The 11,937-nt window shown below is 46.3% G+C and carries 8 protein-coding genes; 5 read left to right on the top strand and 3 right to left on the bottom strand.

What is annotated here, in order from left to right; genetic code table 11:
* The first annotated feature begins 162 nt into the window (after nucleotides 1–162).
* The 5 genes from AACV78_RS02210 to AACV78_RS02190 all read left to right on the top strand — a co-directional run bounded on the left by AACV78_RS02210 (nucleotide 163) and on the right by AACV78_RS02190 (nucleotide 5,594).
* The gene (locus AACV78_RS02210; RefSeq protein WP_194012282.1) at nucleotides 163–510 is read left to right on the top strand and encodes a DUF433 domain-containing protein; all 348 of its coding nucleotides are present in this window, start codon (nucleotides 163–165) and stop codon (nucleotides 508–510) included.
* Between the two features lie 3 nt (nucleotides 511–513).
* Nucleotides 514–855 (top strand): DUF5615 family PIN-like protein, encoded by a 342-nt coding sequence (locus tag AACV78_RS02205; RefSeq protein WP_194012283.1) that lies wholly within the window; start codon nucleotides 514–516, stop codon nucleotides 853–855.
* A 365-nt stretch (nucleotides 856–1,220) separates the two neighbouring features.
* A complete protein-coding gene (locus AACV78_RS02200) occupies nucleotides 1,221–1,640 on the top strand; it encodes a phosphomannose isomerase type II C-terminal cupin domain (RefSeq protein ID WP_194012284.1) in 420 nt (139 codons plus the stop codon).
* A 171-nt stretch (nucleotides 1,641–1,811) separates the two neighbouring features.
* Entirely contained in the window at nucleotides 1,812–2,141 is a 330-nt protein-coding gene (locus AACV78_RS02195) for a HesB/IscA family protein (RefSeq protein ID WP_194012285.1), read from the top strand.
* A 606-nt stretch (nucleotides 2,142–2,747) separates the two neighbouring features.
* On the top strand, nucleotides 2,748–5,594 hold the full coding sequence (locus AACV78_RS02190) for a two-partner secretion domain-containing protein (protein ID WP_194012286.1): 2,847 nt from the start codon (nucleotides 2,748–2,750) through the stop codon (nucleotides 5,592–5,594).
* 452 nt (nucleotides 5,595–6,046) lie between these two features.
* Here the strand turns inward: AACV78_RS02190 and AACV78_RS02185 are convergent, their stop codons facing one another.
* From AACV78_RS02185 to glpX, 3 genes are all read right to left on the bottom strand, one after another.
* On the bottom strand, nucleotides 6,047–9,058 hold the full coding sequence (locus tag AACV78_RS02185; RefSeq protein WP_194012967.1) for a UPF0182 family protein: 3,012 nt from the start codon (nucleotides 9,056–9,058) through the stop codon (nucleotides 6,047–6,049).
* Nucleotides 9,059–9,283: 225 nt separating this feature from the next.
* Nucleotides 9,284–10,576: a glutamyl-tRNA reductase gene (locus tag AACV78_RS02180; protein ID WP_194012968.1), complete on the bottom strand. Its 1,293-nt coding sequence runs from the start codon at nucleotides 10,574–10,576 to the stop codon at nucleotides 9,284–9,286.
* Nucleotides 10,577–10,735: 159 nt separating this feature from the next.
* The gene (gene glpX / locus AACV78_RS02175; RefSeq protein ID WP_194012969.1) at nucleotides 10,736–11,773 is read right to left on the bottom strand and encodes a class II fructose-bisphosphatase; all 1,038 of its coding nucleotides are present in this window, start codon (nucleotides 11,771–11,773) and stop codon (nucleotides 10,736–10,738) included.
* Nucleotides 11,774–11,937: the final 164 nt, after the last annotated feature.

The following is an 11,937-nucleotide window of genomic DNA, read 5'->3' as shown; positions in this document are numbered from 1 at the left end:
GTTCAGGAGTTACGCACTCCGACAAAGAAACCGGGTTTTTACGGAATCTGTGCACAGTAACGAATTTTTTTGTAAAAAACCCGGTTTCTGGGGCGATGCGTAAGTCCTATTACGTTATAATTTAGCTAGAATATTCTATCTGTAAAAACGGGATAGTAAACTATGACACTCACCGAATTAAAAATCGATCTAGCTTCCTTAAATTTAGCCGATAAAGCAGCCGCTATAGAAATTTTACTTCAAACCTTAAGCACTGGTGCTCTAGGGATTAAAAAGACTCCCGGCGTGTGTGGCGGCGATGCCTGTGTTGGCAATACTCGCATACCAGTTTGGTCACTGGTGTGCGATCGACGTTTAGGTGCTTCCGATGCTATCATCCTAGAATCATTTCCCGATCTAACCGCCGCTGACTTGGTAAATGCGTGGGCTTATGCTGATGCTTATCCAGAAGAAATTGAACAGGCAATTAAAGAAAATGATGAAGTTATGGAAGAAAGCGAGGTTTATTAAAAGTTGGCACGTTTTTACACAGATGAAAACTTCCCGCTAGCAGTCGTAGAATTATTACGGGCTTTGGGTCACGATGTATTAACAGCGAGGGAAGCAGGGAATGCAAATCTTCAAATTCCTGACGAAGATGTGTTAGCTTTTGCTGCAAGCAATTACCGAACAGTTTTAACGCGAAATCGCCGTCATTTCATGCGATTACACCTTCAAAACTCTGACCATAGTGGTATTGTTGTTTGCACGGAAGACCCGAATTTTGAAAGGCTGGCAACGCGAATTGATGATGCTATTTCTACCCTGGATACTTTGAGTGGTAAATTGATTCGAGTTAACCGTCCTTCGATGTAAAAAAAGCCGTAGCTTGCGGGGCCTGGGCGCGATCGCCCTTGTTAAATCCACAGCAATTGTGAGATTCTGTACGTAGCCTTGACTGCGTGACTAATCACAATTACGTTGAGATGCGTAAGTAAGTTCTGTGAAGAGTTGATGTAGATTGGTAAATTCGATCGCATACCGGGTGACAGCAGCTAGGGTAATTTTGCTATGGTTGTTAAGGCAGGTCGATCGGGCTGATAAGATTTCTCGGTAAAACTGTACAGTTCGCTAACTCGTCCGCGCGGGTGGGCTGCGATTTTAACAACAAATTAGCCGCCCTCAAAACCCAACGTCGTTTACCAAAGGATTCAGCAAGCAATCCTCAAGGAGTGAAAATCATGGTTCAAACTCAAGAAATTTCTCAAATATCTACTCTGCTGGCATCCGCAGCATCCAACGGAATAGCCGCTACAGAATTGCGCCCTTGGGGCTCGTTTACCACCCTAGAAGAAGGCCCTGGATATAAAATTAAGCGCATCGAAGTTAAACCCGGACACCGCCTCAGCCTGCAAATGCACCACCACCGCAGCGAACACTGGATCGTAGTTTGCGGTACCGCAAAAGTTACCTGCGGCGAAACAGAACAAGTTTTGTTTACAAATCAATCTACCTACGTTCCCCAGTGCATTTCTCACCGCCTAGAAAACCCCGGAGTTATTCCCCTGATTTTAATTGAAGTACAAAACGGCGAATATCTCGGAGAAGATGATATTATCCGCTTTCAAGACGATTACGCCCGCACCGAAAAAGCTAAGTAACTGATTAACTGGTTATTTGTTATTTGTTGTTTGTTATTTGTTGTTTGTTATTTGTTGTTTGTTATTCGCACCAATCAGTAACCAGTAACCAGTAACCATTAACAAGTAACCAGTAACAAGTAACCAGTAACCAGTAACAAGTAACCAATAACCAATAACTAATAACCAATCATGATTAATCTGAGTCCAACAGCAGCCACAGAAGTAAAGCGCCTCAAGTCAAAACATTCAAACCGCAATGCTTTATTTCGTCTGGGCGTAGAATCGAGCGGCTGCTCCGGTTTATCCTATACAATGGCATTTGACGATGCCGCCAGCCCAGAAGACACTGTATACGAGTCCGAGGGAATTCAAGTAGCGATCGACCCCCAGCACTTAAAATATCTCAATCAACTAACCTTAGATTATTCAGAAGACTTGATGGGCGGAGGTTTCCGGTTCCACAATCCCAATGCAGCCCAAAGCTGTAGCTGCGGCAACTCCTTTTCTGCAAAAGAATAATCAAACAGCAGTCAGTCGCAGACAATTCTTCAATCTCCACGAAACCCCTGGCATTCGCAACTAAATTGTCTTAAAATCATCTCTGTTTATCCGCGTTACATCTGCTTAAAATCTGCGATTTTCAGAGTAAAATATCGCTCCAATATAGCGGTTATCACAAAAGTACCATCAGGAATGCGAACCAATTGTATTGGGAAACGAAGATGTTTTGACAGTAGCCGAACTTTTTCCCGGTTGGGAATTGCCAATTTGTCAACTGTGGCCCCCAATTTTTACTGAAGCTGAAACTCAAGCATAATTTCGCATTTTAATATAAGTAATTTGAACGAACCGCGAAGACGCAAAGGACGCGAAAGAAGAGAATAGAAATTCTTTGTTAGCAAATTTGGGAGAAGCGCTAGAAAAAAACTGCGGCCACAGCATCAAAGCTTCCTATCTTTCCGCCTTTCATATTGCTAAAAAAATCTAACGCTTTTTCTCTTTTCTTCCTTCGCGTCCTTTGCGTCTTCGCGGTTTATAAAAAAAATCAAAATCCCGCCAAAATTTCTATATACAATTAACACGCCAAACGGTACAATTTAGGGTTAATTTAAAAATAGTTGATTAATGAAACTGAGAAATCGCAAATTCTGGTTCAGTATAATATTTTGTAGCTTTAGCCCGATCGCCCCCAGCATAACCCCCAGCATAGCCCAAATCGTCCCCGACGCCACGCTACCAGTCAATTCTACCGTGAAAGTCAGCGGCAAAAACAGCTCGATAGAGGGCGGCACGACAGCCGGAAGCAATCTATTTCACAGTTTTCGAGAATTTTCGGTTTTGACGGGAAACACGGCTGTTTTCAACAATTCCGCAGACATCCAAAATATTTTCACCCGCATTACCGGCGGCTCGATTTCTAATATTGACGGCGAGTTGAAAGCTAACGGTACTGCAAATCTATTTTTGCTCAATCCTAACGGGATTATTTTTGGCCCGAATGCTTCGTTAAATATTGGCGGTTCGTTTTTGGCGACTACGGCGAATGCTGTAGATTTTGGCGGTGGGGCGAATTTCTCTGCCACTTTTCCTCGACAAAATACGCCTTTGTTAATCGTTAGCGTGCCTCTGGGCTTGCAATACGGACAGCCTTCTGGAAGTATCGTAAATCGATCGACCGACGGATTGCAAGTGCGATCGGGCAAAAGTCTGATACTTGCCGGCGGCGATGTGAGATTGGAAGGCGGAGTTTTAGTCGCTCCCGGCGGTAGAGTAGAACTTGCAGCCGTTGCTGGCTCTGGAACTGTGCCGCTCAACTTCCTCGGTAACAATGTGAGTTTAGTTTTTCCCACCGGCATCGAAAGAGGCGATATATCTCTAACAAAAGAGGCGGGAATCAACGTGCGCGCAGCAGGCGGCGGGAATGTTATTGTCAACGCTCACAACTTCAACGCTTCAGAAGGCAGCAAAGTGCGGGCGGGTATCAATGAAGGGCTGGGTGCGGCGGGCGCTAGAAGTGGAGATATTTATGTTAGCGCGCTGGGCTCGATCGCGATCGACGGTGAAGGCACATTTCTTTCTAATGCAGTGCTGTCAGACGCTACAGGCACCGGCGGCGATGTCAACCTCACAGCAAACTCGCTTTCTGTCACCAACGGCGGTCAAATATACGCTGGGACTTACGGGCGCGGAGATGCCGGCAACGTCAATATTAACCTCAGCGGTGCAGCCTCCTTTGATGAAATCGGCGACGGCATTTCCAGCGGTGCGTACAGTCGGGTGGAAGAAGCAGCCGCAGGAAACGGAGGCAATGTCAATCTCACAGCAGCCTCGCTTTCGATAACTAATGGGGCTGCCCTGCAAGCCAGCACCTACGGACGCGGGAATGTCGGCAGCGTCAACGTTAACGTCGCCGATACAGTGATTTTGGATGGGACGAGTTCCGATGCCGAGGTTTTCTCCAGCGGTATCTACAACCGAGTGGAGACATTAGACAGCGCAGTAGGTCAGGGTGGTAGCATTAATATCGCCGCGGGTTCGCTGTTTTTGACTAATGGTGCTGTGATTACTGCTAGCACCGGCGCCCGGGGCAATGCTGGAAATCTAACGGTGACAGTCCGCGACGGCATTACCTTAGATGGTATCGGCCGGTTCTCGTCGGCTTTGGGAGTTGGACAGTCCAGCGGTTTGTACAGCAGTGTCAAAGTAACAGCAGTTGGAGAAGGCGGCAATATTCGCGTCAGTGCTAATTCGCTGTCGGCGACAAACGGTGCCGTTGTGATTGCCAATACTTTTGGTGTCGGCAACGGCGGCAGTATTCAAATTAATGTTAATTCTGTCAATCTGGCGGGTGTTGATGCTGGCGGACAGTCTAGCGGCATATTTACGCCGACTGAACCAAGTGCGATCGGCAACGCCGGAGAAATTACAATTAATTCTGATATGTTGCGGCTGGCTGACGGCGCTGTTGTCAGTTCCGCAACTCTCAATTCCAGCAGCGGCGGCAATATTGCGATTAATGCCCGCACCTTGGAACTCGTTAACGGCGCACAAGTGTTGACTACTGCTAACCGCAGCGGCAGTGCGGGAAATATTCAGTTGAACGTTTCTGAAAGTATAAGCCTTTCTGGGAGCGATCGCACTTTTGGCGATCGACTCAATAGATTCGGTCAAGATTTAGTTAGCAACTCCGGTGCTGCTAGCGGAATTTATGCCAATACATCTGACAATTCTACAGGTGCCGGCGGCACTTTAACCGTTCAAACCAGGCAATTAACTGTCCGAGATGGCGCAGCAGTTACTGTCAGTGCCGACGGCAAAGGCGCAGCAGGAAATTTAACAATTGCGGCCGACTCAATTCGTTTAGATAGCGGCGCAATTAAAGCCACAACCCAAGCCGGCAATTTTGGCAACATCACCTTGCAAGCACCGGATTTGCAACTGCAGGGTAACAGTCAAATTACTACTAACGCCTTCGGTACTGCCACCGGCGGCAATATCGATATTAACACCAAGTTTTTAATTGCTAAGGAAAATAGCGACATCCGTGCCAACGCAGTCCGAGGCCGAGGCGGAAATATTATCATTACTGCCGAAGGCATTTTTCAATCTTTAGACAGCGACATCGACGCCAGTTCAGAATTAGGAATTGACGGCAATGTCGAACTCAGAACACCCGATACTGACCCCGTAAAAGGATTAAATCAACCAGAAATCCTCGGAGTCCCCCAGGCACCTGCACAAACTTGTCAAACTAGAGGCCAAAGGACAAGTCGGTTTGTCATCACTGGGCGCGGCGGTTTACCCCCTAGTCCCAGGGAACGAGTCAGCAGCGAGCATAATTTTGAGGCGGTGAAGGAGCCGATTGTGGAGGCTCAAGGCTGGATAATTAATGCTAAGGGGGAGATTGAATTGGTGGCGAATTCGGCTGCTGTGGTTCCTTACAGCCCTGGGAGAGCGCCTGTTTGCCACTGAATAGCGCGCGATCGATTTTGTGCGGCGGGCTTTGAGCAAGACCCTAAAAATGCTGTCTCTTTTGATCTCATTGTCGATCGATTACTATAACAAAAACCGTTCGTAGTGCCGACTACCGTCCGCTTTTTTACGGACTAAAGTCCGCACTACGAACCAATTTTAGTAAATCGACAGGACACGAACCTTATACCATTTTTCTGACCTATGTGCTATAGATGAACTCTTAGCCCCCCCTTAATAAGGGGGGGTTGGGGGGGGGGTAATATCTAGCGCTACTTTATGAAATTGGTATTAAGGATCGAAAACTTAATAACTTAAACATCTCCTACAGTCCTCTCTCCTGTAAGTTGCCTTCCTCAAAGGAGGCTCTTCCTCCGCACCTGCATTACCAGGCAGAGCCTGGTAACGAGCAAATGCTTTTTGCAAAACTGAGATGCTCCCGGTATCGCCGCTCAATTCACCGCCGGAACTGGTGATTCTACAGGTCGAATAATTGGCGGTTTATTAGTAGATTTTTCTTGAAAAACTGCCTTTAGTGCTAAGTCTAGATTTTCGGCCATGACGATGCGGTTTTCGTAGGCAACAATAACTCTGACTAAAGTTGGCAAACTATTGCGCTCCGCTTCTAAATAAAGAGGTTCTACGTACAGCAAAGATTGTTCGATTGGAATAACTAATAAATTTCCTTGAATTGCTTTTGAACCCTGGCGATTCCAGAGAGATATTTGTTCGGAAATCACCGGGTCTTGATTGATTAATGCTTCTATTTGTTCCGGCCCGTAAACTAATCGCTGTTTGGGAAACTGGTATAACAGCAACTTTCCGTAATTTTGGTCGTCCGACCGCCCTGCAATCCAAGCAATTAAATTGTTGCGCCCTACTGGTGTAAATGGCAGCAGCAAAATAAACTCTTCGGAAGTTTCCGTCGGCAGTTTCGTAATCAAATAGTACGGTGCTACCGCCTGCTGTTCGCTGCCATAAATTTCCATAGGAACTCGCCACAAATCCTCCCGATTGTAAAATACCTGCGGGTCTTCCATGTGATAAGTTAGCAAGCGTTCTGATTGAACGTTTAACAAATCTACGGGATACCTAATATGTTTGCGGATAGCCAGAGGCATTTTGTCAAGGGGTTTGAATAGTCCGGGAAATATCTGAGCCCAACTGTTGATAATCGGGTCTGAGGGATTGGCAACATAGAAGTCAACCGATCCGTGGTAAGCGTCAATGACTACTTTTACTGAGTTGCGGATGTAGTTAAATTCATTTTGACCCGGATCTGAATACGGGTAGCGATCGCTCGCTGTATAGGCATCGATAATCCAGTAAAGATAGTTAGGAGGATCGTCACTATTAGTATTTGAGGAAGATGCCTGATTTTTATTACCATTTTTATTGTTATTTTTTTCTATATCATCTTTACTCAGATTGGCGTTTGCTACTACCAAATAGGGGTCGGAATCGTAGCGCAAAAAAGGAGCGATCGCCTGAACTCTTTGGTTAATGTTTCGGCGGTACAATAATTTAGTTTCGGGCGTAAAATTGCGAGTCAGCACCATTTGCCAATTTTTGAGATAATTAGCAAACAGCCAGCGCCGCCACAGAGAACCGATCGCAATTCCGCCTCTACCGTTGTAATTGTTGTAAACATTTTCTTCGCCGCTGGGATAGTCGAATTCCTTGACTTGTGTGGGTGTCATCACGTTTGTATCTGTGAGGGCACCGTAGTAAATGCGCGGATAGCCGATCGGGAGACTCATCCGAATTCGATCGCTAGTTATATCTAAAGCAGTCTCTCCTTTCTCGGCTGGAACTCCAATATCTTTAACAAAATAATCGGGTAAACCGCCGACACCGACTGTGTTTACGGGAGAAAGAGTAAAGCCGTAACCGTGCGTGTACACCAGATGTTCGTTCACCCAAGTTTGAGCTTCCGGCGCAACTGCTGCATAATCTAGTTCCCGCGCCGCCAGAATTACTTGCTGGCTTTCAGTTTCTCCCTTTTTTGCGGTTTTCTTTTTGATTGTGTAGCGATCGATATCCGCATCAGGAAATGTATAATACGGTCTGATTTGCTGTAACTGTCGGTTGGTTTCCAGCAGCGGCCGCTTGTCCCACAGCCGGATGTTGCTAACAGTTAGTTGATTTCTTTCTAAGTCTTCATATGTAAGTTTCCCGGCTGGATCGAAAGTTTTGATTTCGATTTGCTTGAGACCGAAAGCTTCTTGAGTAAAGGCAATGCTGCGCTTGATGTACGGCTGTTCTCGCGCTATTTCATTTGGTCTGACTATAACTTGCTGCACAATTTTTGGCAGTAGCCAACCTCCCAAAACACTCAAAATTATCCACACTAAAATAATCTTTTTAATCAGTTTATTGGGAGTTTTGAATTGCCAAACTTGGTACAGCATCAAAAGTGCGATCGCCCCAGCCAACACGCTCAACAATCCGTAGACGGGCAGCCGCACCGTCACATCAGCGTAATTCGCTCCGTAGGTAACGTCTCCGCGCGAGTACATCAATGCGTAGCGCCCCAGACAGTACCGGAGTGCGGTGGCTAGCATGAAAGCTGCACCTAAGCCGTACAAATGGCGCTGCTGCGATCGCGAAAACCCCAAAAATCTACCTTTACTCAGGCTATCTCCCGACAGCAAATATGTTAAAGCACCAGAGACTAAACCGTACAAAAATACAACTGTCAGCCCTAAGCTTAGCAACTCTAAAATTGGAAAAATAAATACATAAAAGCTAATATCTTGGTTAAAAATAGGGTCGGTTGTATTAAAATTAGTAGGGTGGAAATATTGTAAAACATTTGTCCAGCGACTGACTGCAACAATCCCGATCGCCACACTGAGAAAAAGAGCGATCGCCCGCAGCCAAAAATCCGGCTTAATTGCCACAGCTAACACTGTCCCCACCAGCAAGCCCAACTGCCACCACCCAGAAAATAGCTGTACCAGCCCTGGCTGAATTGACTCAATTCCTAACTTTACGGGCAGTGGAGGCACATTACCCCCTATACCGAGATAGGTAAAGCTGTTGGCGGCTAACAGCCCGCAGTGAATTACTGTCAAAGTGGCGATCGAACTCAATCCGAATACCGCCAACAGCAGCCAATAAAAAGTAATTTGAGATTTAGCAACAGGTAATTCGTCGTAATTCTTCCCCGTTTTGTTCGCCCCCAGCGAAGCGAATAGCCCCGCCGCCCCCGGCGATTTGATTTCATCAGCCGGATGTTGCAGGCGGCGCGCCAAAGCCAAATTTCCCAGCAAAAAGGCAGAAGAAACCGTAATTGCAATCGTCCCCAGCAACCCTTGGGTTGTCAGCTTTAACAGCAAAACCTGAAGATATCCCACTTCCTGAAACCAGAAAATTTCTGCCGCAATGCGAGAGGAAAATTCAAAAATCAACCACAACCCTACAAGCAATAAAATTAATTTATAAATTCGCTTAATAGTCATTAATAATTAGTTAAAAATAGTCAGTAGTCATTAGTCAGTAGTCATTAGTCAGTAGTCATTTTAGCCTGAGCGAAGTCGAAGGCTAGTCATTAGTCATTAGTCATTAGTTGAGAATAATTGATAATTTTCAACAATAACAAGCGACCAATGACTAATAACATTCGCGAGTGGAGACAGCATTAATGACTAATAACTAATGACCCATGACTAAGGACTAATGACCAGCTAGCTGTACTGCTGATTGACATCCACATCCAAATTAAACAGCGTTTGCAAAGTCTGCATCGCTTGTCTGCGTGCCTCAATATCCTGCTGAGCGCGCAACTGTACCATCGGATCGTGCAAAATTTTATTCACAATCCCCCTTGTTAAAGATTCAATCACATCTTGATGTTTCTCCGAAAATTCAGATCCCAGACGCGACAAAGCTTTTTCTAACTCTTGTTCCCGAATCAATTCTATCTTATCCCGCAAACAGCTAATAGTAGGAACAGTTTCCAGACTGCGCCACCAGACATCAAAAGCCTCTACTTCCTGTTCCAGCAAGCCCTGAGCTTCCATTGCCATTTTGCGGCGGCTTTCGTGATTTTGAGCTACCACTGCTTTCAAATCGTCCACATTAAACGACTTGACATGAGCGATTTCCTTCGCGTCCGAATCAACGTTGCGCGGCACTGAAATGTCCACCAACATCAAAGGGCGGTTCACGATTAAAACAGCTTCTAATTTAGCTTTATTTAACAGCGGATCTGTAGCAGCCGTACAGGTAAAAACCAAATCAGAATCTGCAATTACCTGCATCATTTCCGACAGCAGATACAAGTGCAATTGGGCATCTTTAAAGTTATTTGCTAACTCCTGGCCGCCCCGCACCGATCGATTGACGATCGCAATATGGCTCGCTCCTTTCGAGAGCAAATGCTGCACCAAAAGCCGCGACATTTTACCAGCACCGATAATCGCAATGCGGCTGCTAGCTAAATGCTGACCTTTCAATTGAGCCAATTCTGCCGCCGCCGAACTGATCGACACCGCACCCGTACCGATGCTAGTTTCGGTGCGAACTCGCTTCCCTGCTGTGAGAGCTTGCTTGAACAAACGCTCTAAAATTCTGCCCACACCTTTGTACTGCTGGGCGAGTTTGTGAGTTTGTTTCACCTGAGCCAAAATTTGTCCTTCTCCCAGTACCAAACTATCGAGGCCAGAAGCAACTCGCATCAAGTGCATCACCGCATCTTCGTGCAGCAAAATAAACAGGTGAGGGCGCAAAGACAGCAAGGGAACTTTGCTGCATTCAGAAAGAAACTGAATCACCTCTCGCACTCCAGGCTCAGACTCGCTGGTAACAATATAAATTTCTAAGCGGTTGCAAGTGCTGAGTATGGCAACTTCTTGAATGTGGGGGTAGCCGCGCAATTGGGCGATCGCCGCTTCAATCTTCGGTTCTGGAATGCTCAGTTTTTCGCGAACTTCAACCGGGGCCGTTTTGTGGCTGAGACCTACGACTGCAATATTCATATCTGTGATTTGTCACTATTTATTTCTTACTTGTTAACAGTCACCTGTTATTAGTTCTTAGTTGATCGCTAATTACCAATCACGGGTGACTGTTAACAGTCAACAGTCAACAGCTAACAGTCAACAGTCAACAGCCAACAGTTAACCGCTAACTAATGACTAATTCAATTGCAGAGATTTCGGCTGGTCAAACATATGGATAGTATCCACAAACCGAGCAGTTTTCGACTGAGAAGAAATTACCAAACTCTCAGTGCGAGCGCCGCCGCCAAAGAAGCGAACTCCATCCATCAGCGTTCCGGGAGTAATTCCGCAAGCTGCAAACAGAACAGTTTCTCCAGATGCCAACTCTTCAGCATTGTAAATCTTGTCTGGATCTGTGATGCCCATGTCTTTAAGGCGGGCGAGATTGCTCTCTTTGCTTTCACCGATCAAACCAGTTTTGACAACAGCCGGATCGTAAATTAACTGACCTTGGAAGTGACCGCCCAAGCAGCGCATTGCTGCTGCGGAAATCACACCTTCTGGCGCTGCGCCAATACCCATCAGCGCGTGGATGTTGGAACCAGAAAACGCGCAAGAAATCGCTGCTGAAACGTCGCCGTCGCTGATCAGTCGAACTCTTGAACCCGCTGCCCGAATTTCATTAATTAAATCTTTGTGCCGGGGGCGATCCATGACCACCACCACCAAATCTTCAATACTGCGGCCGAGGCAATCTGAGATAATGTTGAGGTTTTGGGTTGGTGTTTTGCGAATATCTACATGATTCTTAGCAGCCGCGGGAGCAGCCAATTTGTTCATGTAGAAATCTGGTGCAGCAAACAAACCTCCTTTCTCAGAGATTGCCAAAACTGCCATCGAACCGTTTTGACCGTAAGCAACTAGGTTAGTTCCTTCGCAAGGGTCAACGGCGATGTCAATTTCGACCAATTCATCTGGGTTGCAGAAATTTTTGGCATCTTCGCGAGTACAAATACCTACTTGTTCCCCGATGTAAAGCATGGGTGCGTCATCGCGTTCGCCTTCGCCGATCACGATGCGGCCGCGCATATGAATTTTGTTCATGCGCTCGCGCATGGCTTCTACAGCCACTCTGTCGGCTTCATCTTTTTCGCCTTTGCCCATCAAGCGAGCGGAGGCGATAGCTGCCTGCTCGACTACTTCGATAATCTCTAAACCGATTACATTGTCCACGAATTATATCCTCCCAACTGAGTCCTGCGTGCCTTGTGCTCTTTTGCACTCCCAGCCATCAAGTTTATCAGAGGCGGGGATCTCTGCGAGCGCAAGCACTTGCTTTGTTTGTGTTAACTTTTGCTTCTTTCAGACCCGGAGGGGAGATGGGGGAGATGGGGAGG

The organism is Tychonema sp. LEGE 07196 (assembly GCF_963890365.1).
Taxonomy (GTDB): domain Bacteria; phylum Cyanobacteriota; class Cyanobacteriia; order Cyanobacteriales; family Microcoleaceae; genus Microcoleus.
The sequence above is the reverse complement of the archived record's forward strand: the minus strand, read 5'-3'. Positions and strand labels throughout refer to the sequence as shown.

Bases quoted from the DNA above. Each gene is read 5' to 3' on its own strand.
- AACV78_RS02185 (WP_194012967.1), bottom strand. From the start codon at position 9,058: ATGACTATTAAGCGAATTTATAAATTAATTTTATTGCTTGTAGGGTTG.
- AACV78_RS02210 (WP_194012282.1), top strand. From the start codon at position 163: ATGACACTCACCGAATTAAAAATCGATCTAGCTTCCTTAAATTTAGCC.
- AACV78_RS02190 (WP_194012286.1), top strand. From the start codon at position 2,748: ATGAAACTGAGAAATCGCAAATTCTGGTTCAGTATAATATTTTGTAGC.
- AACV78_RS02180 (WP_194012968.1), bottom strand. From the start codon at position 10,576: ATGAATATTGCAGTCGTAGGTCTCAGCCACAAAACGGCCCCGGTTGAA.
- AACV78_RS02195 (WP_194012285.1), top strand. From the start codon at position 1,812: ATGATTAATCTGAGTCCAACAGCAGCCACAGAAGTAAAGCGCCTCAAG.
- AACV78_RS02200 (WP_194012284.1), top strand. From the start codon at position 1,221: ATGGTTCAAACTCAAGAAATTTCTCAAATATCTACTCTGCTGGCATCC.